The organism is Streptomyces sp. KR55, assembly GCF_052245645.1.
In the GTDB taxonomy this organism is placed as follows: Bacteria; Actinomycetota; Actinomycetes; order Streptomycetales; family Streptomycetaceae; genus Streptomyces; species Streptomyces flavusporus.
Map to the genome: position 1 here is coordinate 1 of NZ_JBQQCE010000100.1, position 25,298 is coordinate 25,298.

Sequence of the window (25,298 nt, forward strand, 5' to 3'; positions counted from 1 at the left end):
ATGCCGCGGTCCGGCTCGCCGCGCACGGCGTGCGCGCGGGCGACCGGGTGGCGATCTGTCTGGAACGCTCGCCCCACCTGATCGTGGCGATCCTCGGCGCGCTCAAGGCCGGCGCGGCGTACGTCCCGCTCGACCCGTCGTACCCCGCCGAGCGGCTGCGGTACACCATCGACGACGTACAGGCACGGATCCTGGTCACCGCCAAGAAATTCTCCGACGTACTGTTCCGCGAGGTGCCCGAGGCGACGGCCGTGCTCGACGTCGACCGGCTGACGCAACCCGCCGACGAGCCCACGACCGTCCTCCCCGCCCCGGGCACGGCCCCGGACGACCCGGCGTACATCATCTACACCTCCGGCAGCACGGGCCGCCCGCGCGGTGTGGTGATCGGGCACCGCTCGGTCGTCAACACGCTCCGCGCGAACCTGACCCGGCACCCCTTCGACGCCACGGACGTCTGGCTGCAGCTCACCTCGCCCGGCTTCGACGTCGCGGTCTACGAGCAGTTCATGCCGCTGGTCTCCGGCGCCTCCCTGGTGTTCTGCGACGACACCACTCGCGGCGACGGAGCGGCCCTGACCCGCCTGCTGCGGGAGCGGGAGGTCACCGTCATGGTGACGGTCCCCTCGCTGCTGCGTGCCCTGGGCCGCCCGGATCTCGTGGGCGTACGGGTGCTGCTGGTGGCCGGTGAGCCCGCGGACGTACACGACACCCGGCATTTCGCCCGCGGCCGGGTGGTGATCAACGGATACGGGCCGACCGAGGCCGCCATCCTCGCGACCACCTACCACGTCGCGCCGGACGACGACCGGGCCCGGGTGCCGATCGGCCATCCGCTGCCGGGCACAAGCGCCCATGTGATCGACCGGTACGGCCGGCCGGCTGCCGTCGGGGTCCCCGGCGAGCTGTACCTGGGCGGCGCAGGTGTCGGCCACGGCTACTGGAACAACCCCGAGCAGACCGCGAAGCTCTTCACCACCGTCCCGGCGGTCGGCCCCGGTGAGCGGCTGTACCGCACCGGCGACCGGGTGCGTCGGCTGCCCGACGGGAACCTCGACTTCCTGGGCCGGCTGGACGGCCAGATCAAGCTGCGCGGCTTCCGCATCGAACTGGGCGAGATCGAAGCGGCGCTGGCGACCCACCCCGGAGTGCGGGAGGCGGTGGCGGTCGTCCTGGGACACGGTCCGGACGCCGAACTGGCGGCTGTCCATGTCGGCCCGGCGGACGCCCGGCAGACGCGCGAGCATCTCATGAGGCTGCTGCCCGGCCATATGGTGCCCCGGCACCTCGTTCCCGTGGACGCCATCCCGACCAGCGCACATGGCAAGGCCGACCGCAACGCCATCGCCGCCCTGTTGGCCGACCGGCTTCCGGCGGCGCCCGTGGACGCCGATCCGGCAGCGGGGGCGAGCCCGGAAGAACGCCGGATGCTGAGGTTGTGGGAAGAGGTGCTCGGCAGCTCGGTCGGGTCGCTCGACGACGACTTCTTCGCGCTCGGCGGACATTCACTGCGGGTCATCAGGCTGCTCGGCCTCATCGAGCGGGAGTGCGGCGCCCGTATCGCGGTCCGTGACTTCCTGGCGGCGCCGACCGTCCGCGCCACGGCCGACCGGACAACAGGCCGGACCGTCCGGGCCGCGGACACCGTGGGCCCGGCCGACGCCGTACTCGATCCGGCGGTCGTCTTCAGCGGCCCACCTGCACCATCCGGCGGACCGGCGCTGCTCACCGGCACCACCGGTTTCGTCGGGGCCTACGTCCTGCAGGAGCTGCTGGACCGCACCGACGACCGCGTGCTCTGCCTGATACGGGCCGACTCGCCCGACGCCGCGCGCCACCGTATCGAGGCCACCGTCACCCGCTACGGACTGCGGGTGGACCCGCACGACCCCCGTATCGTGCCGGTCCCGGGCGACCTGGCACAGCACGGGCTGGGGCTGGCCGGTACCGAGTGGGAGCGGGCGCTGCAGGAGGCGGAAACCGTCTTCCACGTCGGCGCCCGAGTACACCACCTCTCCGGCTTCCAGCATCTCGCCGCCGCCAACGTCCGTGGCACGGAAGAACTACTGAAGATCGCGGCGGCGGGCCGGCCCGCCCGGTTCCACCACATCTCCACGATCGGGGTGTTTACGGCCGACGGCACACCGCGGACGATCACCGAGGCCACCCCGTCCGACGCTGAACGGCACCCGCGCGGACGGGGCTACGCCGCCACCAAATGGGCGGCCGAACAGCTCGTCGCCCAGGCCGTGGCGCGCGGGGCGCACGCCCGCGTCTACCGGCTCGGCCGGGCGGGCGGAGCCACCGGCAACGGCGCTGTGAGCCTGGACGACATGCTCACCCGAATTCTCGTGAGCTGCGTGGAACTCGGCTGCTACCCGGCCGACCCACGGCTGACGTTCGACGTGCTCCCCGTCGATGTCATGGCGCGGGCGCTGGTGGCGCTGGCCCTCGCCGACGACGAGTCCGGCGCCGTCTACCACCTGCACCACCCTCAGGAACTGCGCCTCGATACCTTCCTCACCCCGTACGACCGGCGGGGCGGTGGCCCCATGGAGCCGGTGGACCTCGCCGAGTGGATACGGCGACTGCGCGCAGCCGGCGCAGACGGGGCCGAACTGCCCGCCCTCGCCTACCTCGAGCACCTCAGGGAACTGGGCGCCACCCGGCACCCGAGCCACGTCCGCCACCACAACCGGGCCACCCTCGACGCACTGCTGGCACACGGCATCACCCCACCCGAGCTCGATGACGCCCTCATCGGCCGGTGGTGGGACTTCCTGCGGCAGTCCGCCGCGCTCGGTACGACGACCGGAGAGACCAACCGATGACCACCGCACGTTCCACGCCCACCGGCACGGTGCTTTCCGGAGGGACCCCCGTACCCCTGCACTACCCGATGGCACGCCAGTGCCCGTACGCACCGCCCGAAGAGGTCACCAGGGTGCGCGCCGCAGGGACCGTCGCCCGGGTCACGATCTGGAACGGGGTCCGGCCCTGGCTGTTCACCCGCTATGAGGACGCCCGGGTCGTGCTCTCCGATCCGCGGTTCAGTGCGGACAAGAGCCGCCCCGGCTACCCCCTGTCCAGCGCCGTCGCCCTCGCCGAGACGGCCGTCACCCCGACGCTGCTCATCATGGACAACCCAGAACACGCTCACTACCGGCGGCTGGTGCTCAGTGAGTTCACCGTGAAACGCGCCGAGTCCCTGCGCCCCGCTGTGCGCAGCGTCGTGGACCGCTGCCTCGACCGGATGCTCCAAGGGCCCGCCCCGGCCGACCTGGTCGGTGAACTGGCCCTCCCTGTTGCCCTCTCGGTGATCTGCGAACTCCTGGGAGTGCCGTTCGAGGACCGGGAACTGTTCCGCTCCCTCACCCACACCATGAACGCGATCGGCGGTACGACACAGACCGCCGCGGCCGCCCGCCAGGAGCTGCAGGACTACCTCGAGTCCCTGGTCGCCGTCCGGGAGCGGGACCCGCGGCAGGACTTCATCAGCCGAATCGCGGTGAAGCACCTTCGCACCGGCGCCATCGACCGTGAACGGCTCGCCGCGATGGCGTTGTTGCTGCTCACCGCTGGGCATGACACCACCGCCAACATGATCTCGCTGGGCGTTCTCACTCTGCTGCGGCACCCCGGGCATCTCGCCGCGCTGCGCGAGGGCGACGACCCCGAACTGCTCCGCGACACCGTGGAGGAGATGCTGCGCTACCTGACCATCGTGCAGCGCGGCATCCGCCGTATCGCCGTCGAGGACGTCGATGTCAACGGCCACCTCGTGCGCGCGGGAGAGGGCGTCATCGCCGCCATCAATGTGGCCAACCGTGACCCCGGGCGGTTCGGCGCCGGTGAGGATTTCGACCCCACCCAGCGCGCGCACGGCCATCTTGCCTTCGGCTACGGCCCGCACCAGTGCCTGGGACAGTCCCTCGCCCGGGTGGAGCTCCAGGAGGTGTACGCGGCCGTCGCCCGCCGAATGCCCACCCTGCGTACCGCTGTGCCCGACGAACAGCTCCGCTTCAAGGACGACATGGCGGTGTACGGCGTACACGAGCTGCCCGTCACCTGGTGACCCCCACACACGACAGCACGACACACAAGGAGCTTCCCGCCATGCAGGTCTCCCTCCTGCCGGAACAGTGCGTCGGCGCCGGACACTGCGTTCTGTCCGCCCCCGACGTCTTCGGACAGAGCGAGGACGACGGTGTCGTCCTGCTGCTCGACGCGACTCCGCACGCGCACCTCGCGAACGCCGTCCACGAGGCCGCCGATCTCTGCCCCGCCCGGGCGATCCTGGTCGACGCGCCGGGCAGCACCGCATGACGGCGGCCCTGCTCCGGGCGCTGCGCGAGGCCCTGGGGGAGAAGGCGGTGCTCACCGACCCCGATGTGACCGAGGGTTACGCGGGCGACATGATGCCGCTGGTACCGCGCGGGCGGCCGCTCGCCGTCGTCCTCCCCGCCGACACCGCCCAGGTGCAAGCCTGCGTCCGCGCCTGCGCCGAGGCGGGCGTCCCGATCGTGCCTCGTGGCGCGGGCAGCGGCCTGACCGGCGCGGCAAACGCCATCGGCGGCTGCATCGTCCTCGTCACGACGCGAATGAACCGAATCCTGGAGCTCGACCCGGACAACCGGCTCGCGGTCGTCCAGCCCGGCGTGGTCAATTTGGATCTGCGAAAGGAGGCGACCCGCCACCGCCTCTTCTACCCGCCAGACCCTTCGAGCCTGGAGTGGTGCACCCTCGGCGGCAACCTGGCCACCAACGCCAGCGGCCTGTGCTGCGGAAAGTACGGCGTGACCGCGGACTTTGTGCTCGGCCTGGAAGCGGTGCTCGCCGACGGCTCACTGCTGCGGACCGGGCGCCGAACCGTCAAGGGCGTCGCCGGATACGACCTCACCCGCCTCTTCGTCGGCAGCGAGGGCACCCTCGGCGTCATCACCCAGGCGACCCTCGCGCTCACACCGCTGCCGGCCGCCCCCAGCACGCTCATCGCCTCGTTCGACGCGGTGGAGCAGGCGGGCGGCGCCGTCATCGGCGTCGTACGGGAAGGCATCGTCCCCTCCCTCATGGAGATCATGGACGCCACCTCGCTACGGGCATCCGCGGCATATCTCGGTACCGATCTCGGCGGTGCGGGCCAAGGGGCCCTGTTGCTCTGCCAGTCGGACTCGGGCGGCCCGGCCGCCGATCGCGAACTGTCGGCGATGGTGCGGCTCTGCCAGGAGGCCGGGGCCACCTTCACCCACACCACCCGCGATCCGGCCGAGGGCGATCTGCTGCTGCGCGCCCGCCGGGTGTCGCTCACCGCCCTGGAGGCGCAGGGCGCCGTGATGACCGAGGACGTGGCCGTGCCGCGCACCCGGATCGCCGAACTCATCGCAGGCTGCGAGAAGATCGGCGCCGAAGCGGGCCTGACCGTGGCTGTCGTCGGACACGCGGGGGACGGCAACATGCACCCCACCGTGCTGTACGACCGCACGTCACCGGGAGAATTCCGGCGGGCCGGTGAGGCGTTTGACGCGATCCTCGCCCTGGGCCTATCCCTCGGGGGTACGGTCACCGGCGAACACGGCATCGGCAAGCTCAAGCAGGAGTGGCTGGAGCGCGAGCTGGGCCCTGTCTCACTGCGGGTGCATCGGCAGCTGAAGGCGGCGCTGGACCCGGGAAATCTCTTCAATCCGGGAGCCGTGTTCACTCCGGCGGAGGCGGGTCACGGCACCTCGTGATCCTCAAGACCTTCCGGATCGTGGCCGGACTCGACGACGCGCTGCGCGCTCTCTTCCTCACCACGCTCATCTTCCGTGCGGGAACGATGGCGTACCCCTTTCTCGCCGCTCACCTCCTCCTGTCCGAAGGCCTCGACAAGGCACAGGTGGGCGCGGCCGTCGCCTGCTTCGGAGTGGGCGCGCTCGCCGCCGACCTGGCGGCCGGTGTGCTGCTGGCACGGTTCGGCGCACGCACGGTGATGCTCGGCGGCTTCCTGCTCAATGCCGCGGTACTTGCCGTCATCCCCCTTGTCCATCAACTCACTTCGATCGTCACGGCAGTTGTCGTCTGGGGCTTCGCCTATGAAGTGGTCACCCCCGCCGCCTACTCGGCCATCGTCGACGTCTCACGGCCCGCCGAACGCAAGGTCGCCTTCTCCTGCTACCGGCTGGCCATCAACCTAGGAATGGCCGTCGGCCCGATCGTCGGCGGGCTGATCTTCGCGGTCGGCCCACGGGCGGTGTTCTGGGCCAACGCCGTCTGTGTCCTGGCCGCGGCCGGCGCTCTGGCGCTCCGGACGCACGGCGGCGGCCCACCGGGCCGCCCGATACGGACGGAGAAGCGGGCCGGCGTCGGCGCGCGCTCGCTACGTGACCACACCCGGTTCTGGACGATCTTCGGCCTGTCGCTGCCGATCCAGCTGGCATACTCCCTCCCCTCGGTCTTCGCCGGCACCTACGTCATCGTCGCTCTGGGGATGCCCGGTTACTGGGCCGGCATCATCTTCACCGTCAACGCCGCGGGCATCGTCCTCTTCGAAGTCCCCCTCAACGCGGCGATGGCACGCTGGAGCAGCCTGCCGACGCTGCTCATGGGATACGGGCTCGCGGGCGCGGGCTTCCTGCTGATGGGGCTCTCCTCATCCGGCCCGTCCCTCATCCTCTCCACCGTGGTGTGGACGGCCGGCGAGATCGTCGTCTTCCCCGGGCTGCTGCACTACGTCAGCAGCCTGGCGCCCTCCGGCAGCGCAGCCGACCGGAACATGAGCCTCTACTCCACCGGTGTCAACGTCGCCTTCATCCTCGCTCCGCACCTCGCCCTGCTGCTCTCCGGACCCGGACACACCGGCTTCCCCTGGATGGCGGCCGGAGCCGCGGTCTGCGTGGCGTGGCTGCTGCTGATCGCGGCCCGCGCAAGCCCCTACACCTGGCAAGACGACGAACCGTCGCACGAGGAACCGTCACACAAGGAGGAACCCGAATCATGCACAAGCGCGATCTGACCCCACACATAGGCGTCGAGTTCACCGGGGCCACCATCGACGACCTGCGTCGTCCCGAGGTCTTCGACGACCTCGTCGACTCGCTCCAGCGAAGGGACCTGGTCGTCGTCCGCGGCGTCGATCTCACACCGGAGCAGCAGATCGAACTGGCCACACGGATCGGCAACCCGGTGCCCTTCGTGCTGAAGGACTGGCGACACCCGGAGTTCGACGAGATCCTCGTCTCCTCCAACGAGCGGAAGAACAACCGGCCGTTGGGCGTTCCCCGCGTCGGTAACTTCTGGCACCAGGACTCGTCGTTCAACGAGCGTCCTTCCGAATACACGATGCTGCACGGCGTCAACGTGCCGCAGGACTGCGGCCACACCCTCTTCGCGAGCGCCTGCGACGTCTACGACCGGCTACCGGACGACTGGAGGACCAGGCTCGAGGACCGCATGGGACTGCACACCCTGACCAAGCAACAGCGCATCGGCGAGGAGCACGTCGGACTGTCGATCAGCGAGATGCAGGCGCTGGTCGTCCAGCAGTACCCGCCGGTCGAACACCCGGTGGTGCGGCGCGACGCTTTCACCGGCCGCAACTACCTCTACGGCGCCCGCGCCTACATGGACTCCGTGGTCGGCTTCGATCCCAACGACAACGCGGCCTTCTTCGACCTGGTCGACTCGCTGGTGCAGGACCCCGCCCACGTCTACACACACCGCTGGACGCCGCACGACCTGCTGGTGTGGAAGACCTCGACCACCTACCACGTGGCGACCGAGCTGCCCCCGGGTGTCTCCCGGACCGTGCACCGTGTCAGCATCGCGGCCGCGTGATGACGGTGGGCCGAACCATGGAGACACCCCATCGTGCGCCGGTCGGCGTGATCGTCGACGGCTATTCGGTCGGCAAGTTCCTGCCCGCCGCGTTCCGGCGGCTCGGGGCGGACGTCCTGCATCTGCAGAGCACGCCCGAGTTCCTGTCCACCGTCGCGCCGCCGGACCTGAGCCCCTACCTCGCCAACGTCGTCCACGAAGACCTGGAGCAGACCGCGAAGCAGCTCGCCGAGTACGCCCCCGTCTGCGTGCTGCCCGGTCAGGAAACCGGTGTGATCCCGGCCGACCTGATCGCCGAGCACCTCGGCCTGCCCGGCAACGGCTCCGCGCTTTCCAGCGCACGGCGCGACAAATACGAAATGATCGAGACCCTGCGCCGGGCAGGGATCCACTGCGCGCGCCAGCTCAAGTCCGCGGACATACAGGAAATCGTGGACTGGGCGGAGCGCGAGTCCGGCTATCCCGTGGTGATCAAACCACTCAGCTCCGCCTCCACCGACGGCGTTTCCATCTGCCGCGACGCCCACGACATCCGCACCGCCGCCGCTGCCGTCCTCGGCTCGTACGACATCTTCGAGCGCCACAACACCGAGGTGCTCGCCCAGTCCTGCCTCCAAGGGACCGAATACGTCGTGGACGTGGTGCGCGGGCCCGGCAGGGGACGGCATGTCTGCGGGGTCTGGCAATACGAAAAGACCGACATCGGCACCAAACGCGTGTACGACAAGAACATCCTGCTGGCCCCTGACAGTGAGCCGGTGACCGAACTGGTCGCCTATCTCGACACCGTCCTGGAAGCCCTGGAAATCCGGTTCGGCGCCGCCCACGCGGAAATCATCATGACCGCACAAGGCCCCGCACTGGTGGAGATAGGCGCCCGGCTGAACGGCGATCTGGAGCCCGGATTCCACGACGTCTGCATGGACGGGAACCAGGCGGACCTGCTGGCACTGGCATGCATCCGACCCGATGAGTATGCGCGCCGCTTCACCGGGAAAACCATGTACCGCAAGCGGTGCGAGGCTCTCGTCCTCCATGGCCAGACCAGTCTCAGCGGCGTAGTGGCCGCCATCGACGAAGACGTCCTCGCCGAGATCGACGCGCTGGACACCGTGCATCTGGCGGTTCCCCGGGTGGCACCCGGCGACCGGTTGCGCCCCACCACCGACCTTCTGTCCAGCCCGCTGCGGGTCTTCATGACGGGAGGCGACCGCCGGCAGCTGATGGCCGACTACCAGCAAATCCTCGCCCTCAAGGACCACGTCTTCCGGCTCGCCTGACCACTCACCACGCCACATACGTGTTCGACCGGCGCCCGCTCCGGGCGCCCTGCGGAAGGACATCCATGCCCGTTCCGATCCGGCCCGGCCTCGCCGCGCTGCCCGACTACATCATCCCGAGCCAGCCGCCCGGGGCTGTCCTGCTGAACTCCAACGAAAGACCCCTCGCGCCCCCGCCGTCCGTTGTCGCGGCCATCACCCGCGCGGCGTCCGAAAGCCACCGCTATCCCACCTGGTACTCGGACGAGCTGGTCTCCCGGCTCGCGGACCGGCTCGGCGTACCGGAGCCATGGATCGCTGTGGGCTGCGGCTCGGTGAGCCTGTGCCAGCAGCTCATCCAGGCGTACTGCGCCCCGGGTGACGAAGTACTGTGCGCCTGGCGCTCCTTCGAGGCGTACCCGGTCTTCGCCCAGGTCGCCGGCGTGGCCGTACGCACCATCCCCCTGGATGCGGAACACCGGCACGACCTGGACGCCATGCCGGCCGCCCTCACCCCCGCCACCCGGGTCGTCTTCGTCTGCAATCCGAACAACCCCACCGGCACCGCGGTGCGTTCGGATGCTCTCCTGCGGTTCCTGGACAAGATTCCCTCCGATGTCCTGGTCGTCCTCGACGAGGCATACCGGGAATTCGTCACGGACCCAGAGGTGCCCGATGGTGTCCCGCTCGCCCTGGAGCGCGAAAACGTCGCAGTCCTCCGCACCTTCTCCAAGGCGTACGGCTTGGCCGGCGTCCGGATCGGCTACTGCGTGGCACCTCCGCCGATCGCCGCCATCACGACAAAAGTCGGCGTCCCCTTCGCTGTGAGCCGCCTCGCCCAGGCAGCCGGACTCGCCGCCCTGGAACACGCCGACGAAGTACGCGCACGGTGCGAGGCCGTGATACGGGAGCGGGACCGCCTCCGCGCAGCCTTGCTGGAAGCCGGTCACGACATTGCGGAATCACAGGCCAACTTCCTCTGGCTGCCACTGGATGAGCACTCTGTGCAGTTCGGTGAACACTGCGCGAACAATGGAGTCATGGTCCGAGTTTTCGGGAATGACGGCGTCCGTGTCACGGTCGGACTCCCCGAGGAGAATGACGCCTTTTTGCGCGCGGCCCTGGCCTTCGCCCGTCCTTTGACGCAACGTAACCAATAGAGCAAGGGAAAGCAGCTCACCCAATCCCTGGCATCACCGCCTTTACAGCCCATCGAACCAGGAGAATTACATGCCGCACATCACCGTTGACTACGACGAGCTCTTGGACGGCTTTTTCAACCGCCGCCGCTTCGCCCTCGAACTCCACGCGCTGGCGGCCAAGACGGTCGACGGCATCACGGTCGAAAGCTGCAAGACACGCTTCCGGCGCGTCGAGGAGGCCGTCATCTCGGACGGCAAGCCTGGCCAGGCCCTGATCCACATCGACTTTGCGATCCTCCCGGGCCGTTCGACGGAGACCAAGACCGAACTGAGCCGTGCGGTACTCGACCTGGTACGCGCACACACGGCATCCGTGCCCGACGCGGTGGTACACGCGTCCGTCGATGTACACGACCTCAGCGCCTCATACACGAAGCACCTTGGGTGAGTTGGGTAGGATGGTGTCGTACATGGTGAGGCGGCGCCTTCTAAGCGCGTATCCAGAAGTTCTGCGCGTAACGAGAGTTGAGGCCTTCTGGTGCGGGAGGCGTTGGCATGGCCCTCGCCGGGCGTTCGCTCACTCGTTTCCACGTGCGCCCGTACGCCCGGTATTTCGATCATCCGTCAGAACGGCCGCTTTGCCCGGACTTGAGGCTCTTACCTTTTCGCCCGAAACGCTACCGACCGCGCAAGTGACGGCCCCTCAGGGGCGTGACGTGGGCAACGCGCGCGGCCCGCCGCGCGGCCCGCGCGGTCGCCCGCCTCGGCGGGTGAGGCGTCGGCCTGGCAGAGTTCGGCAAGCAGTTTTCGGTCCGGCCCGCAGGAGGTGCCGGGCGCACACGCCCTGTCATTCTTGTTGGTTGACACGCAGGTCGGATGCTCGCGATCGGGAGGCGTGGTCCGGTTGCTCTTCGAGTACGGGCGGCGTGCCGAAGGCCCGTGCGTGTGAGGGTGCGGAGGCAAGGTCTTCTTCCGCCCAGACGACCTTGCCGCCCGGTATCGAGCGGGAGCCCCATCTGCGGGACAGCTGAGCGACCAGGTAGAGGCCACGGCCGTTCTCGTCGACGGTGCGTGCGCTCCGCAGACGTGGGGAGCTGACGTCGGTATCGGACACTTCGCAGGTCAGGACCTGGTGCTGGATCAGACGCAGAACGATCGGGCCGGTGCTGTGGCGGACGGCGTTGGTGACCAGTTCGCTGACGATCAGCTTCGTGGAGTCCTCGAGACCTTCCAGGCCCCATTCGGCCAGCTGACGGGCTGCCAGGTTCCGGGCGCTGCGGACAGCGGTCTCGTCACTGGGCAGCGTCCAGGACGCGACCCGGGTCGGGCTGAGCGAGCGGGTGCGGACCAGGAGCAGGGTGACGTCGTCGCACTCCGCCCGACCCTGGAACGCCTCCATCGCGCGGGTGCAGAGGTCTTCCAGGGAGCGACCCGGTTGCGCGAGGGCGGTGCCCAGGCGGTGCATGCCCTCCTCGATGTCGTGGTCGCGGGTCTCGATCAGGCCGTCGGTGTAGAGGGCGAGGAGGCTTCCCTCGGGCAGTTCCAGCTCCACGGCCTCGAAAGGGATCCCCAGCCCGATGCCGAGTGGGGCTCCGGTGGGAAGGTCGGGGAAGGTGACCTGGCCCTGTGGGTCGATGATCGCGGGCGGGGGGTGCCCGGCGGCTGCCATGGTGCACTTCCGGGTGACCGGGTCGTAGACGGCATACAGACAGGTGGCGCCCACCACCGTGGGGGTCTTGTCGGGGGCGTCGGCGTCTTGTTCCGCCAGTCGCTGGACCGTGTCATCGAGGCGGGCCAGCAGTTCGTCGGGGGGCAGTTCCATGTCGGCGAGCGTGTGGACGGCGGTGCGGAGCCTGCCCATGGTCGCGGCGGCGTTGATGCCGTGTCCGACCACATCGCCGACGACGAGGGCCACCCGGGCGGCGGACAGCGGGATCACATCGAACCAGTCGCCCCCGACGCCGTGGTCCATGTCGGCAGGCAGGTAGCGCGAGGCCGCCTCGACCGCCGTACCGCCCCTCAAACGGCGCGGGAGCAAGTTGCGTTGGAGCGCGAGGGCCGCGGTCTGCTCGCGCGCGTACTGGCGCGCGTTGTCCAACGACACCGCGGCGCGACTGACGAGTTCTTCGGCCAGGAGCAGATCGACCTCCTGGAACGGCACCGGGTCTTCGGTGCGGATGAACAACGCCACGCCCAGCAGGGCGCGCCGCGCGCGGATGGGTACGACCATCAGGGAGTGCATGCCGTTCTCATGGACCTTCTGCGCCCGCACCGGATCCTGGTCGATCCATGTGCCCGGAGCGGTGTCCACGATCGGCTCCAGGTGGGACCTGCCGGTGCCCAGGACGTCGGTGAGGGGTGAGCTCGGCGGCACGGCGACCGGCTCACCCCGCAGCCACGGGGATTCCGGGACCCCTTGGTGGATCGAGGCCAGACCGGCACGTCGGAACACGGGGAGGCGCTCGCCCATCGGGCCGATGCGGACCGGGGGCCCCTCGCCGAACGGGACCGACTGCTCCAGGTCCACGGCGACGAAGTCGGCGAACAGGGGCACGGCAAGGTCGGCCAGTTCCTGACTGGTCTGCATCACGTCCAGGGTGCCGCCAAGGCGCGTACTGGCCTGACTGAGGGTGGCGAGGCGCTCACGCGCCCGCCGGCTCTCGGTGACATCGACGCTGATGGTGCACAACCCCAGCGCTTGACCGTCGGCGTCCTGGAGGCAGAAGAACGAAGCCGTCATCGTGCGCCCCTGGCGCGGACCCGTCGCCAGCGACGTCCGGTACTCGTGGACCTTGGTGGTGCCGCTCTTCAGTACCTGCCGCATCACCGCCTCGAGCGCTTCGGCTTTGGCACCGGGCAGCGCGTCGGTGAATCGACGCCCGAGCCGTCGGTCACGGGAAATGCCGTCGTGACTCTCCATCGTGTCGTTCACCCAGGTACAACGCAGCTGCCGGTCACGAACGGCGACGCCGATCGGTGCGCGGGTAAGAAGCGACTTCTGCACCGATCCGTTCACCGCTTCCCCGGACAGCGTGCCGATGTCGCTCACGGACACCAGCCACGCGACTGATCCGTCCTGCCCCCACAACATCGACATCCGCAGGGTGACGTCGAGCATGCGGCCGTCTCGATGGCGTACCGCCGTCGTGCCCGACCAGCCGTTCTGGGCACGGCACTGCTCGACGAACGCCGACATCGTCGACGCTTCATCAGAAAGAGGCAGTACGAGTGCGGCAGACCCACCCACCACGTCCCCGGCGGAGTACCCGACAAGCCGCTCAGCGGCCTCCGTCCATGCGACCACCGTCCCCTGCTCGTCGACCATCGCGATCGCCAACTCGGATATCTCACGCGTATTCATTTGCTTACTGAGTGTCATCTTTTCAGTGCTGGTCATCAAGCTGTTCCCCTCAGATGGATGGAGGGAGGGGGGTATGGATGCGGGAAGCCGATGGGCGGACGACAGCGGCGACCAGGACCACGGGGGGTGGGCACCTGGAGCAGGCCACATCTCATCTCTGCTCTCGATTCCAGACGCAGATGCAGACGTCGATCTGACTTTTTGCATCTTTTGGGCAATTGACCGGATGGTGCTTTGATCTGTGACAGCGCCGCAGCCGTGGCTGATGCCACCTGGGGTCTGTTGCGAAAGTGGATCTTGGTCGCCGGTAATCATGTGCTGTGGGGCACGGTGATCCGACGAATAGCCAGTGGGCCCGGCTGGAGCCGTTGTTGCCGAAGGGCATCGAGCCTGGCCGTCCGCCGGTGTGAACACGGCGGCAGCTGATGGACGGCATACGGTAGCGGACCGGGACGGATACCCCGTGGCGGGATGTGCCCGAGCAGTACGGCCGTGAGACCGGGTCTACTACCGGATGACCGCCCTCAGCCGGTGACAGACCAGACCCGGCGCGGGCCAGGGGCCGACAACACGCTGCCGTGCCTCAGCAGGACACCATCCACCAGGCCGAACCCTTCATGGGCAAGTAGCTGACCATCGACGAACGTGACCGTCTGGTCTGCTGTATTGGGTCGCAGGAAGAGTCGAAGTAGCCGTCGCAGCGCGCCCGTCAGCCGGGACATGGTCAGTCGGAGGAAACGTATGTCGTTCACAAATGTCCTCGGCATGCTCGGAAACACAGAGTCAGCACGCCAGTGGCTGCGGCCACGGTGGCCCTTGCAGGCCCGACAAAAGCTGCAGCGTTCCCCACAAGAGAGCTACATCGTTTGGTTCCCCGGGGTGGGAACACCGCCCTGTGCGGCCACCGCGGCTTCGTGAACCGCGGGGAGGCCCCTGGCCAAGGTCTCTCATGCGACGGACCCGTCATGGAGTGAGCCGTCCCGGCCATGGCCGGTGCCACGGCGGTGTGCAGGGAGCGGCAGTCCAGCCGGTGGGACGCGGGGCACGCAGGTGGGCCCGCTGTGTGCCAGTCCCTCCTCGTCGGCCAGGGTGAGCATCGGCTTGCCAGGCTCACACAACATGGTCACGACGAACCGCACCTTCGATGACGTACCCGAACGCCGGCCCCGAGCGGCGGTGCAGAGGGGCTCCAGGGTCTCCAGGCCGCCACTCGACGACGGTCATCGCCGAGACCCCTCGGGTATGAAGGGCGGCTTGACGTCCTGCAGCATCGCTACTGCCGTCTTCCACGTTTCGGACCGTGGCTGCTCGTTGGTCCCGCTCACTGGGTTCTTGTCCGACACCGTGTTCCACCTCCATAAGTCCACCGTGTCATGGGACCGGCACATCGTCCTGCGGCAGCCGCGTCAAGGCTTCCAGTTTCCACAGCCGTTTCGTAGTGATGACCGAGTGCACCGTGGATCTGTGACATCGGCTGCCCCGTGAGCAGTGTCACAACAGCGGCGCGAGCGCTGTCATAGATGACTACGGTCAAGGCAATCCTGGAAACCGCCACGTTCACCAACGATCTGTTCCCCGGCGCGGATTCCTTAGGGCATCGGTGCGGTCAGCCTGTGCCGCACCAGCCATCGGTCAGGGCGAAGGCCCTTGGTTGTCGGCCTCGGTTCCGTTTCCGGAGCCGAGGCCGACGGCTGCGCACAGCGTTTCGTGGCACGGGAGCCGTTCCACAGGGCATGGTGTGGCCCGGCCCCACTCGCCGATCAGCTGAGGCCGGCAATGGACTTCCTCATGCTCGCGTGCTTGTCCATGCGTCGACTCAGCGCGCTATCGCCCGGAACGGCCCCGAGGCCTGGTCGCCAGCGGGCCACGAGCACACAATGAGTGACATTATTTGCCAGCCATGTTGGCGTCTGCATGTGAGCCACCCACGGCCGACAGCGCACACTGCTGCGGCGGCTTGTAGCATGGGGGGCCCTGGGGTCGGAAGGGACAACCATGCACGCTGGGGATGACTCCGACGCCCTTGACCAGGCGACGAGGGAGTTCCTCGCAGCGCGTCCGCAGCTCTTCGGTATCGCGTACCGCATGCTCGGCAGCGCTGTGGAAGCCGAGGACATCCTCCAGGAAGTGTGGCTGCGGTGGCAGAACGCCGACCGCACGAACATCGTCGAGTCGGCAGCCTTCCTGGCCACCATCACCGCCCGGCTGGCGATCAACGTCGCCCAGTCCGCCAGGGTGCGACGGGAGTCGTACATCGGGCCGTGGCTTCCCGAGCCGGTTGACACCAGTCAAGACCCGCAACTGGGGGCGGAACGGGCTGAGGCACTCGAACTGGCGGTTCTCCTCCTCCTCGAGAAGCTCAACCCGGCGGAGCGGGCGGCCTATGTCCTAAGGGAAGCGTTCGACTACCCCTACCAGCAGGTCGCAGACATCCTGGAAACGAGTGAGGCCAATGCTCGTCAGCTGGTGAGCCGTGCGCGCAAGCACTTGGCCGCCGAGCGCAGGGAGCGCGTCAGCCCGGCTGATCATCGGCGCCTGCTGGAAGTGTTCCTCACCGCAGCACAGACGGGCAATCTGAGGGAACTCGAGGATGTTCTCGCTGCGGACGTCGTCAGCTACGCCGACGGCGGAGGGATGCGTGGCGCATCGAGGATTCCGGTCGTCGGACGTCCGCACGTCTCCAAGTACCTCGTTGCCTTCGCGCCGCGATTCTGGCCCCAGTCGGACATTCGATGGGTCGAGACCAACGGCCGCCCGGCCGTTCTTGTGTCGTCCGGCGGGAACCCCACGGCCCTGCTGTCCGTCGATGTGTCGGCGGAAGGGATCGACCGGATCATGTGGGTGATGAACCCGGCCAAGCTCTCGCCATACGTGGCGTCACTGGGCGGCTGAGGACCCTCTGGGTGCGCCCGGGCCGGGCGTCCGACGCTCCGCCGGCCCGCGCCGCTCCCCTATGCGGAACGGCGCGGCCGGCAGCGCGGCGCAGGATGGCAGACCGTGCAGTACAGCACAGTGTGACAGCAGGCTCAGGTGCTTCCGGTCCGAAGCCGGTGACGGCCTCTGAGCGTACCTGCGCGCGAGGGGCGCGGAGGAGGGCACGTGGTCAGGACGGAAGCCACAGGTCGGCGTGGCAGCCTCTTCTTTGGGGACGGCGAACACGGCGATGTCCACTCGGAGGGATTGGTGTAGAGCGTCCGCTCGCCCTCGTAGATGCAGTCGACCGGCCGAATCCACGCGCGCGTGTCACAAGCGGAGTCGACGTTCTGTCTTGTCTCATACAGGCATTCAACGGTGCAGGCGAGCAGCTCATCTCATTGCGCCCGCCGCATATCAAGAACCTCCGAGAGGATCCCCATCATGAAGGTCGTTGTAATCGGCGGGACCGGCCTCATCGGCTCGAAGCTGGTCAGCAAGCTGAACGAGCACGGCCACGAGGCGGTGCCGGCCGCGCCCAACACCGGCGTCAACACACTGACGGGCGAGGGACTGGCGGAAGTCCTGCAGGGTGCTTCGGTCGTGGTCGACGTGTCGAACTCCCCCTCGTACGAGGACAACGCCGTCATGGAGTTCTTCCGCACCTCGACCACCAACCTCCTCAAGGCGGAGGCGGACGCCGGTGTGACCCACCATGTCGCGCTCTCCATCGTCGGCACCGACCGGCTCGAGGACAACGGCTACTTCCGCGCCAAGCTGGCGCAGGAGAAGCTCATCAAGGCATCGGGGATCCCGTACTCCATCGTCCACGCCACGCAGTTCTTCGAGTTCGTGACCGGCATCGCGGACTCGATGACCGAGGGCGACACCGTGCGTGTCCCCGCCGCGAAGATCCAGCCCATGTACTCCGACGACGTGGCCGCCGCCGTGGGCCGCACGGCCGTCGGCACCCCCCTCAACGGCGTGGTGGAAGTGGCCGGCCCCGACGCGTTCCGGTTCGAGGAATTCATCCGCACCGGCCTCGCCGCCCAGAACGACCCCCGAACCGTCGTGGCGGACCCTCACGCCCAGTACTTCGGTTCCGAGCTCGAGGAGACCAGCCTCCTTCCCGGCCCCGACGCGCAGATCGCCGGAACCCGCTTCACCGACTGGCTCGCACAGCAGTGAGTCTTTGTGGGGCCCTGCTCATCAGGGCCCCGCACTGCGACCTACGGGCCCGCTTCGCCGCAGTCCGAGCCGCGTCATTCTTCGGCAGCAGCTCGTGGCGGCAAAACCAATTCATAAACAACTCAGATACATCACACACATCAGATACATCATGGAATTTCGCGCATTGCTGAAATCGCATTGCCGAAGAGGAGGAGTACTCCGTGTCGTACACGCCGAACAACGGCCCCTATGACACCCTGTCCCCGGAGAATGCAGTCCTTCTGCTAATCGACCACCAGATCGGGTTGATGCAGCTGATCGACGACATGCCACCCGAGACGGCAAAGAACAACGTCCTCGGGCTCGCCCGGGCCGCCAAGACCCTGGGCCTGCCCGTCATCCTCACCACCAGCCGCGACTGGGGTCCGAACGGGGCCCTGGTGCCCGAGCTGGCCGCGCTCTTCCCTGACAGTGAGGTCATCCGCCGGCCCGGCGTCATCAACGCCTACCGCTGGCCCGCCTTCCGCGAGGCGCTGGAAGCCACCGGCCGCAAGAAGGTCATCATCGCAGCCGTCACCGACGCGACATGCCTGTCGTTCCCGTCCCTGGACATGGTCCTGGACGGCTACGAGGTGCACGCCGTCATGGACGCCTCCGGCGCCGAAGCACCCGGCCAGATCGTTCGCGAGGCGGTCGTGGCGAACCTTTCGAAGGCCGGAGTGAACATCAGGGCATGGTTCGGTGTGGTGGCTGAACTGATCGCCGACTGGCGCCGCGACGAGGCCCAGGGCTGGCCGCTCGCCACAGGGGCGGTCCACGACCACCTGCCCAGCTGGGGCTATCTCCTGGACACCGACATGGCCTACGGGACCGGGCAGATGACCCCGCCCGCATGGTTCAAGGAGGGCGAGTCCGAGCCGACCGGCCGCACTCCGGCCGTGGGCACTTCAGCGCAGAGCGGGTGACCAGTCCGGCGCGGGGCACAAGGGTCCCCGTGGTGAAGCGAGTTCAAGGGACCGTGACAGCAACGTCGTTCATGCGGCTGTTGTGAGGAGGCGCGAAACGCTCGGCCGGTGTCTGCCGGCCGAGCGTTTTCGCACAGGCGCCTCCAGCGCCGTAATCACACCAGCCAGGACGAGATCCTCAGAAGCTGTTGTCGTTCCGAGCTTGAGCTGCGACGGGGCGTCGGGGAATGCCTTCGCGCCGCGGCGACGTCGGCAGAAACCATCGCTGCAAGCGGGTGGTAGTAGTCGAGCTGGGGCACTTGGTCCACGCCGACGATCGAGAGAATCACATGGTGATGGACGTCCGCCTCCTGCGGATCGCCTGCGAGCATGCTCGGCAAGGACGCCGTCTACGACCGGCTGCCGTACTTCTACACGGGTCAGTACGACCTCGGCATGGAGTACACGGGTTACACGAAACCGGGCGGCTACGACCGGGTGGTCTTCCGCGGCGAGGCCGCCGAACGGCAGTTCATCGCCTTCTGAATGTCAGGGAATCGCGTACTCGCGGGGATGAGCGTCAATGTGTGGGACGTCATCGATTCGATCCGTTCCTTGATGCTTTCCGGACCCGACATCGACGACGCCTTCCTCTCCGATCCCAGTGTCCCCCTGGACAGCCTGCTCCCCTGAGGCTGCGTCCGCGGGGTGCGGGGCGACGACGTCGAGGAAGGCCGCGACCCGGGTGTCACAAACACCTGGATCATCCAGTCGTACTCGATGACGACCAAGGCGATCGGAGTAATTCGGAGTAATCGGATCAATCGTGGCTATCACCGAACAACGTCTTTCCACCATGGTGCTGGTGATCGGTACCGGCGGGGCCGGTCTGCGGGCGGCGATCGAGCTGGCCGAGGCCGGCATCGATGTCCTCGCCGTCGGCAAGCGCCCCAAGGAGGACGCCCACACGACCCTCGCTGCCGGGGGCATCAACGCGGCCCTGGCCACGATGGACCCCGAGGACAGCTGGCAGCAGCACGCCGCGGACGCCCTCAAGGAGAGCTACCTGCTCGCCGATCCCCGCACCGCCCAGATCGTCACCCAGGGCGCCGCCCGAGGCATCGACGACCTGGAACGCTACGGCATGGCCTTGGCCAGGGCTCGGTGGACGGCTTCGACGGGGGCGAGGCCGAAGTAGTCCGGGTCGATCGCGGACACTCCGGTGGCGGAGAGGCGGGCCAGCACATACGCCACCCCATCGAAGGTCCGCACCTCCTTGGCCGGCGAGGCCAGCGCCACCCCGCCCGAGCCGTCATACCGCCAGGGCAGCCCGCCCTCCGCCACTTGCGTGCCCACCCCGGCCGGGGTGTAGAAGGCGGGGATCCCCGCCCCGCCGGCCCGCAGCCGCTCGGCCAGCGTGCCCTGCGGGATCATCTCCACCTCCAGCTCCCCGGCCAGATACTGCCGCGCGAACTCCTTGTTCGCCTCGATGTACGAGCCCGTCACCCGCCCGATCCGGCCCGCCGCCAGCAGGACCGCCAGACCCGATTCCATCGCCCCGCAGTTGTTCGAGACGACCGACAGGCCACCGACGCCCCACTCGAACAGCGCATGGATCAACACGTTCGGCACACCGCTCAACCCGAACCCGCCCACCGCCAACAACGCACCATCCGGCACATCCGCCACTGCCTCCAGGGCCGTGCCGGCCACTTCATCCATCTTTTTGCCCCGGCTCTCGTAAATGCGGACCCATCGGGCGCTTTTCCGTAGGGTAATGTCGGGTCTCCAGGTATTTGTGCAGGGTCCAGGTATTGCGGGGCGGTTCCGCCGCAGGCATCCCGTGTAATTCGCATCTCGCCTGACTGAGACCTGCTGCCACGGTCCAACGCCTTGGCATCCCTCGGCATCCCGCAGATGAGTGATATTGGTTGCGATCCCGAGGTCGCAGCGTCGGCGCCTGTCGCACGAACAAGGTATTTGCACGTCAATTCCCGTCATCACCCACGGATTCCGTTGACGCGCATCATCCGAGCGTCGACGCTTTCCTCCTGAACAGCGGAGCGGCGGGGCTGAGGGAATTCTCATGAAGACATTCGTGCATCGGGGGCAGATCACCAAGGTGGTTTTCGGCAGCGGTACGCGCAGCCGTATCCCAGAAGAGGCCAATGCTCTCGGACGCCGTCGGGTGCTCGTCCTGTGCACACCTGGTCAAGTGGACCAGGCAGCGGAGATGCGCGACCTGCTCGGTGCTGCAGCAGTGGGAACTTTCGCCGAAGCGGCCGCCCATACCCCTGTCGAGGTCACGGAGAAGGCGGTCGCGTACGCCGGAACCGTGGGAGCGGACTCCGTACTTGCCATGGGCGGTGGATCGACCATCGGCCTCGGCAAGGCGATCGCCGTGCGGACCGGTCTTCCGCAGCTGGCGCTGCCCACTACCTATGCCGGCTCGGAGATGACGCCGATCCTCGGAGAGACCGAAGGCCGCAGGAAGACGACCCGGCGGCTGCCGGAAGTGCTGCTCAACACGGTGGTGTACGACGTCGACCTGACGCTCACGCTTCCCGTGGCGATATCGGTGGTCAGCGGCATCAACGCGATGGCGCACGCCGTGGAAGCCCTCTACGCACAGGACCGGGACCCGGTCGCCTTTCTGATGGCCGGTGAAGCGCTCGATTCCCTCACCCGATCCCTTCCGGTCATCGCGCGACGTCCGGACGACGGTGAGGCACGGGCGGATGCGTTGTACGGGGCGTGGCTTGCGGGCACGTGCCTCGGCACAGTGGGTATGGCCCTGCATCACAAGGTGTGCCATGTGCTGGGCGGCACGTTCGGGCTTCCGCACGCCGAAACCCACACGGTCGTCCTGCCGCACGTGGTCGCCTACAACGGACCGGCGGCCCCCGAGGCCATGGCGCGCATCGCGCAGGCGCTGTCGGGGGACGACGCCGCGAGCGGTCTCTTCGACTTCGCCGGGCAACTCGGCGCCCCCAGGGCACTGCGGGACCTCGGCATGCCGGAATCGGGGATCGAGCAGGCGGCCGAACTCATCGTGCGGGACGGCTACTGGAATCCGCGACCAGTGGATCGGACCGCTGTCCGCGCCCTCCTGACCCGCGCCTGGGCCGGGGAGACGCCGTAGACGTCACCCGGCAACGAACATCCCCAGTCCCACTCCATCATCGAACACTCAACCACCACAGGAGCGCACCATGCGTGATCTGACCAGCGACACCATCACCGAGGCTGTGATCTCGACCATGCGGGACACCAAGGACTCCCGCCTCGCGGAGATCCTGGAATCGCTGGTGCGGCACGTCCACTCCTTCGTCCGTGATGTCGAACTGACGGAGGAGGAGTGGTCCCGAGGAGTGGACTTCCTGACTCGCACCGGGCACATGTGCACGCCGACGCGCCAGGAGTTCATCCTGCTGTCCGACGTGCTGGGCGTCACCATGTTGGTCGACGCTTTGAGTAATCGACGCCCCGCCGGAGCCACACAGAACAGCGTCCTCGGCCCTTTCTTCAGGGACGACAGGCCGCAGCACCTCGACGCCGCCGACATCTCCGGAGGTCTGCCCGGCACCCCCCTGTTCTTCGAGGGACGGGTCGTGAACCGTGAGGGAGCGCCGGTGGCCGGCGCGGCGGTGGACGTCTGGCACAGTGACGCGGAGGGCCATTACGACGTGGACGTACCCGGCCGAGTCGACCCGGCCATGCGCGCGCTGTTCCGGACCGACGAGACGGGACACTTCAGTTTCCGTTCCATTCGCCCGTCCAGCTACCCGATTCCCGGTGACGGCCCCGTCGGCGAACTCATGAGCGCGACCAGCCGGTCGCTCATGCGTCCCGCCCATGTGCACCTGCTGATCGAGGCTCCGGGATTCCAGCGCGTGACCACCATGCTGTTCCCTTCGGACGACCCGTACCTGGACGTGGATCCGGTGTTCGGTGTCAAGGAGTCGCTGGTCGAGTCCTTTGAAAGGTTCGAGGCTGACGCCGGGCCCTGCCGCGGGTTGACCGACGGGCCGTACACCGTGCTGCGGCACACCCTCGTCCTCGAACCCCTCCCCGCGGACTGATCTCCACGGCCGCCGCACACACCGTCGAGAGGCGGTCATCCATGACGAGCAGTGGTTCCGGTGAAACGGGCGGTGTCCTGCCGCGGTTGCCCAGCCATGTCATACCCCGACCGAGGCTGGTCCGCAGAATCCATCAGTTGCTGGACCAGTACCCGGTACTCGTCATGGCGGCTTCGGCAGGGTCGGGCAAGACGACCGCCGCGGTCCAGGCCGTTCAGGAGCTCTCCAGCCCCGTCGCCTGGGTATCACTCGCCGGGATGCCCGGCAATGTCGATCCCGGTGCCGGTGATTCCGGCGCCGACTGGCCGACGCTGACGGGCCTTCTCAAGGCAGCCGTCGAGCCCCATGTGCCGACCGCGGCAACCGCGCTGACGGGCGCACTGGCGCGAGGGCTTTCAGCGTCGGAGGTCGGCGCCCGGCTCGCCAGGATGCTCGCCGGCACGGAACTGGTGCTGGTACTCGACCGCGTGGAGACGATCGGTGGGGGCGCCGGTGCGGCGGGGCTACTCGCCGCACTGGTCGGGAGTCTGGCAGAAGGGCCGCGGCTGGTACTGATCTCCCGAGTGGATCTGCCCCAAGGCCTCGGAGGTCTCGGCGATGTCCATCGCGTCGCCTTCCTCGAGGACGGGGACCTGGCCTTCGACGTGGCCGAGGCCGCCGAAGCCCTGCGGGGCATCGACCGAGGCGACGACCCGTGCCAACTGGTCGATGCGATGGGCGGTTGGGTCACCGGCATCCTGTACGACTGGTGGGGTGCCGACCCCTCCGCCTCCGCCGCACAGCACGATCGCCTCGCGGCCGAACTGCTGGCCCAACTCACGCCCGTGGAGGCGTCGCTGCTCATCCGCACGAGCCTGCTCGACGACGGCGTGACGGCCGAGCAGGCGAATGTCCTCGGACTGGCATCGCCGGACCGGACGATGGCCGCCCTCCGCAGCCGAAGGCTGCCGCTCATCTGGTCCCCCGACGGCAGCCGTATGGTCGCCCTGCCGCGGTTCCGCCACTATCTCCGACGCGAGATCGGACGCCTGGACGAGAACACCCTGCGTACGTTGCGTGGGGCGTACGCCTCGTTGCTCCAAGGCAAGGGGCGCCACGAGGACGCCGTGGCCGAGCTGCTCATGAGCGGCGACACCGACACCGCCCGACACGCTGCGGAACGTGCCCTGCCCGATGTGCTGGGCCGACTCGACCTGGCGACCGCCAAGAGCTGGCTCGACCGCATGCGCCCGGCGCCTCGACCGCTCACACCGAACCTGGCCACGGCGGTGCTCCGCGTCGCCTTCGGGCTCGAGCAGTGCTGGCGGGGCGTGCAGTTGGCCGATCACCACGGTCGTGCGTGGTGGAGCGGCCTCGCCGAGCAACCGGGCGGCGCGGAGGACTTGGCCTTGCTGGTGTGGTGCTTCTGGCACGTGGGAAGGATCGACGGGGCACGCGAGATCCTGCGCGTCATGCCTCCCGGGCACCCTCGCGACATCGCGGCGGCTGTGCTGGCTCTGGCGGACAACAGCACACCCCAGCTTGCCCCGGACCTTCTCGACCGTGTCGCGGGCCCCCTCGAGGCCATGGTGATGCGTATCGCCTACAGGGCTGGGCAGCTGCGCGAACTGCAGGACGGCTCGTCCGGCGCTTGGCGGAGAGTGGCGGGGACGCCATGGACGGTCGCCGCACTGCGCGCCGAGGGACGTATCTCCCAGGCGGAGGAGGCGTACGCAGCGGTCGGAGACGGACCGCGCCCCGTCTGGCTGGCGGCGATCGAGGCCGCGGAGTTGATGGCGGATCTCGGACGCCGGGACGAGGCGTGGGCCGCACTGCTGGCGGGACGGAAGCAGATCGCAATGACCGGTTCCCGCGTGTACGAGATCCTCAGTCTGCTCCTTGAGGCAAAACTGGCCCTGCGCCTGGATCGCGACCTGCCGCGGGCGGCTCGGGCGCTCGCCGATGCGGAGCGCAGAGGGTGTGCGCGCTACGCGTTCACCGCGGAACTGGCCGGCATCTGGCGAGGCCTGGAGCTGCTGCTGGCCGGTCGCGACCACGACGCCGTGCCCCACCTCACCACCGCGGTCTTCACCATGCACACGGGCGGCAGGCGTCTGGAACTTCCCACAGCGGCCGTTTACTTGAGCGAGGCGTTGTGGCGCACCGGAGATGAGGACGGTGCGGATGCCGCTGCCGACCTGGCTCTGGAGGTCGCGACGGCCCAGGGCCCCCGCAATCTGCTGTTGCAGGCTCTGGAGGACGTGCCCTCCGTCACCGTGCGTCGGGCCGACGCGGAACCCACGCACGCCTCACGCTGGCACGAACTCGTGTCCGCGCTCTCTGTCGCAAGACCGGTGACCGGGCGCGCCGTACCCCGACTGACGCTTGAGGACCTCGGCCCGGTACGGCTGGTCGTCGACGGGCGGGAGGTCCACCCGCGGCTGGCCAAGAGCGTCGAGTTGCTCGCCTACCTGCTGTCCCAGCCCGCAGCGAGCGCCAGGCGTCAGACGCTTTTGGAGGCGCTGTTCCCCGGGCGGAGCGACGCCACGAGGCGCAGCTACCTTCGGCAAGCCATCTACCGGCTGCGCGAGGTGCTGCCGGACGGGCTGTTGCTCCTTCAGGAGGACGACGTATAC

The 25,298-nt window shown here is 68.3% G+C and carries 17 protein-coding genes and 4 pseudogenes; 17 read left to right on the forward strand and 4 right to left on the reverse strand.

Annotation, left to right across the window (positions count from 1 at the left end; all coding sequences use genetic code 11):
* The 9 genes from ACTWQJ_RS16930 to ACTWQJ_RS16970 all read left to right on the forward strand — a co-directional run.
* Positions 1-2,831 (forward strand): amino acid adenylation domain-containing protein (locus tag ACTWQJ_RS16930; RefSeq protein WP_443307464.1); only part of this gene is annotated, 2,831 nt, incomplete at its 5' end.
* The gene (locus ACTWQJ_RS16935; RefSeq protein WP_443307465.1) at positions 2,828-4,075 is read left to right on the forward strand and encodes a cytochrome P450; all 1,248 of its coding nucleotides are present in this window, start codon (positions 2,828-2,830) and stop codon (positions 4,073-4,075) included. The genes ACTWQJ_RS16930 and ACTWQJ_RS16935, both read left to right, overlap by 4 nt.
* 41 nt (positions 4,076-4,116) lie before the next feature.
* Positions 4,117-4,326: a ferredoxin gene (locus tag ACTWQJ_RS16940; protein WP_443307466.1), complete on the forward strand. Its 210-nt coding sequence runs from the start codon at positions 4,117-4,119 to the stop codon at positions 4,324-4,326.
* A complete protein-coding gene (locus ACTWQJ_RS16945; protein WP_443307467.1) occupies positions 4,323-5,729 on the forward strand; it encodes an FAD-binding oxidoreductase in 1,407 nt (468 codons plus the stop codon). The genes ACTWQJ_RS16940 and ACTWQJ_RS16945 overlap by 4 nt, the downstream gene beginning before the upstream one ends.
* Positions 5,726-6,991: an MFS transporter gene (locus ACTWQJ_RS16950; RefSeq protein ID WP_443307468.1), complete on the forward strand. Its 1,266-nt coding sequence runs from the start codon at positions 5,726-5,728 to the stop codon at positions 6,989-6,991. Before ACTWQJ_RS16945 ends, ACTWQJ_RS16950 begins: the two co-directional genes overlap by 4 nt.
* Positions 6,973-7,812, forward strand: a complete 840-nt coding sequence (locus tag ACTWQJ_RS16955) for a TauD/TfdA dioxygenase family protein (protein ID WP_443307469.1) — start codon at positions 6,973-6,975, stop codon at positions 7,810-7,812. The genes ACTWQJ_RS16950 and ACTWQJ_RS16955 overlap by 19 nt, the downstream gene beginning before the upstream one ends.
* Positions 7,813-7,829: 17 nt before the next feature.
* The gene (locus ACTWQJ_RS16960) at positions 7,830-9,092 is read left to right on the forward strand and encodes an ATP-grasp domain-containing protein (RefSeq protein ID WP_443307470.1); all 1,263 of its coding nucleotides are present in this window, start codon (positions 7,830-7,832) and stop codon (positions 9,090-9,092) included.
* Between the two features lie 65 nt (positions 9,093-9,157).
* Positions 9,158-10,231: a histidinol-phosphate transaminase gene (gene hisC, locus ACTWQJ_RS16965; RefSeq protein WP_443307471.1), complete on the forward strand. Its 1,074-nt coding sequence runs from the start codon at positions 9,158-9,160 to the stop codon at positions 10,229-10,231.
* A gap of 70 nt (positions 10,232-10,301) precedes the next feature.
* Complete coding sequence (locus ACTWQJ_RS16970; RefSeq protein ID WP_443307472.1) at positions 10,302-10,661, forward strand: 5-carboxymethyl-2-hydroxymuconate Delta-isomerase; 360 nt, start codon at positions 10,302-10,304, stop codon at positions 10,659-10,661.
* A 399-nt stretch (positions 10,662-11,060) separates the two neighbouring features.
* Here the strand turns inward: ACTWQJ_RS16970 and ACTWQJ_RS16975 are convergent, their stop codons facing one another.
* Both ACTWQJ_RS16975 and ACTWQJ_RS16980 read right to left on the reverse strand, forming a co-directional pair.
* Positions 11,061-13,574, reverse strand: coding sequence for a SpoIIE family protein phosphatase (locus tag ACTWQJ_RS16975; protein ID WP_443307473.1), 2,514 nt, complete (start codon positions 13,572-13,574; stop codon positions 11,061-11,063).
* 963 nt (positions 13,575-14,537) lie between these two features.
* A pseudogene (locus ACTWQJ_RS16980) lies at positions 14,538-14,845 on the reverse strand (hypothetical protein).
* A 724-nt stretch (positions 14,846-15,569) separates the two neighbouring features.
* Here ACTWQJ_RS16980 and ACTWQJ_RS16985 point away from each other — a divergent pair.
* The 3 genes from ACTWQJ_RS16985 (at position 15,570) to ACTWQJ_RS16995 (ending at position 18,622) form a co-directional block, all read left to right on the forward strand.
* Positions 15,570-16,466, forward strand: a complete 897-nt coding sequence (locus ACTWQJ_RS16985; RefSeq protein ID WP_443307474.1) for an RNA polymerase sigma-70 factor — start codon at positions 15,570-15,572, stop codon at positions 16,464-16,466.
* Between the two features lie 465 nt (positions 16,467-16,931).
* On the forward strand, positions 16,932-17,675 hold the full coding sequence (locus ACTWQJ_RS16990) for an SDR family oxidoreductase (protein WP_443307475.1): 744 nt from the start codon (positions 16,932-16,934) through the stop codon (positions 17,673-17,675).
* Between the two features lie 203 nt (positions 17,676-17,878).
* Positions 17,879-18,622 (forward strand): isochorismatase family protein, encoded by a 744-nt coding sequence (locus tag ACTWQJ_RS16995; RefSeq protein ID WP_443307476.1) that lies wholly within the window; start codon positions 17,879-17,881, stop codon positions 18,620-18,622.
* A gap of 155 nt (positions 18,623-18,777) precedes the next feature.
* On the opposite strand, the gene ACTWQJ_RS17000 is transcribed toward ACTWQJ_RS16995, so the two are convergent.
* Positions 18,778-18,993: a hypothetical protein gene (locus ACTWQJ_RS17000; protein WP_443307477.1), complete on the reverse strand. Its 216-nt coding sequence runs from the start codon at positions 18,991-18,993 to the stop codon at positions 18,778-18,780.
* Here ACTWQJ_RS17000 and ACTWQJ_RS17005 point away from each other — a divergent pair.
* Positions 18,989-19,294, forward strand: a pseudogene (locus ACTWQJ_RS17005) (oxidoreductase C-terminal domain-containing protein); the annotation flags it as partial. The gene ACTWQJ_RS17000 and the pseudogene ACTWQJ_RS17005 overlap by 5 nt on opposite strands.
* A gap of 163 nt (positions 19,295-19,457) precedes the next feature.
* Positions 19,458-19,760, forward strand: a pseudogene (locus tag ACTWQJ_RS17010) (FAD-dependent oxidoreductase); the annotation flags it as partial.
* A gap of 74 nt (positions 19,761-19,834) precedes the next feature.
* Here ACTWQJ_RS17010 and ACTWQJ_RS17015 read toward each other — a convergent pair.
* A pseudogene (locus ACTWQJ_RS17015) lies at positions 19,835-20,323 on the reverse strand (CoA transferase subunit A); the annotation flags it as partial.
* Between the two features lie 364 nt (positions 20,324-20,687).
* Between ACTWQJ_RS17015 and ACTWQJ_RS17020 the strand changes: the two are divergent.
* The 3 genes from ACTWQJ_RS17020 to ACTWQJ_RS17030 all read left to right on the forward strand — a co-directional run.
* Positions 20,688-21,743 (forward strand): maleylacetate reductase, encoded by a 1,056-nt coding sequence (locus ACTWQJ_RS17020; protein ID WP_443307478.1) that lies wholly within the window; start codon positions 20,688-20,690, stop codon positions 21,741-21,743.
* Between the two features lie 70 nt (positions 21,744-21,813).
* Positions 21,814-22,683: a dioxygenase family protein gene (locus ACTWQJ_RS17025; protein WP_443307479.1), complete on the forward strand. Its 870-nt coding sequence runs from the start codon at positions 21,814-21,816 to the stop codon at positions 22,681-22,683.
* A gap of 137 nt (positions 22,684-22,820) precedes the next feature.
* A partial coding sequence (locus ACTWQJ_RS17030) for a BTAD domain-containing putative transcriptional regulator (RefSeq protein ID WP_443307480.1) occupies positions 22,821-25,298 on the forward strand: 2,478 nt, incomplete at its 3' end.

Excerpts from the sequence above, each read along its gene's own strand:
- ACTWQJ_RS16955 (WP_443307469.1), top strand. The coding sequence starts at position 6,973 with ATGCACAAGCGCGATCTGACCCCACACATAGGCGTCGAGTTCACCGGG.
- ACTWQJ_RS16970 (WP_443307472.1), top strand. The coding sequence starts at position 10,302 with ATGCCGCACATCACCGTTGACTACGACGAGCTCTTGGACGGCTTTTTC.
- ACTWQJ_RS16935 (WP_443307465.1), top strand. The coding sequence starts at position 2,828 with ATGACCACCGCACGTTCCACGCCCACCGGCACGGTGCTTTCCGGAGGG.
- ACTWQJ_RS16945 (WP_443307467.1), top strand. The coding sequence starts at position 4,323 with ATGACGGCGGCCCTGCTCCGGGCGCTGCGCGAGGCCCTGGGGGAGAAG.
- hisC (WP_443307471.1), top strand. The coding sequence starts at position 9,158 with ATGCCCGTTCCGATCCGGCCCGGCCTCGCCGCGCTGCCCGACTACATC.
- ACTWQJ_RS17025 (WP_443307479.1), top strand. The coding sequence starts at position 21,814 with ATGCGTGATCTGACCAGCGACACCATCACCGAGGCTGTGATCTCGACC.
- ACTWQJ_RS16940 (WP_443307466.1), top strand. The coding sequence starts at position 4,117 with ATGCAGGTCTCCCTCCTGCCGGAACAGTGCGTCGGCGCCGGACACTGC.
- ACTWQJ_RS17000 (WP_443307477.1), bottom strand. The coding sequence starts at position 18,993 with ATGCTCGCAGGCGATCCGCAGGAGGCGGACGTCCATCACCATGTGATT.
- ACTWQJ_RS16960 (WP_443307470.1), top strand. The coding sequence starts at position 7,830 with ATGGAGACACCCCATCGTGCGCCGGTCGGCGTGATCGTCGACGGCTAT.
- ACTWQJ_RS16990 (WP_443307475.1), top strand. The coding sequence starts at position 16,932 with ATGAAGGTCGTTGTAATCGGCGGGACCGGCCTCATCGGCTCGAAGCTG.
- ACTWQJ_RS16975 (WP_443307473.1), bottom strand. The coding sequence starts at position 13,574 with ATGAATACGCGTGAGATATCCGAGTTGGCGATCGCGATGGTCGACGAG.
- ACTWQJ_RS16985 (WP_443307474.1), top strand. The coding sequence starts at position 15,570 with ATGCACGCTGGGGATGACTCCGACGCCCTTGACCAGGCGACGAGGGAG.
- ACTWQJ_RS17020 (WP_443307478.1), top strand. The coding sequence starts at position 20,688 with ATGAAGACATTCGTGCATCGGGGGCAGATCACCAAGGTGGTTTTCGGC.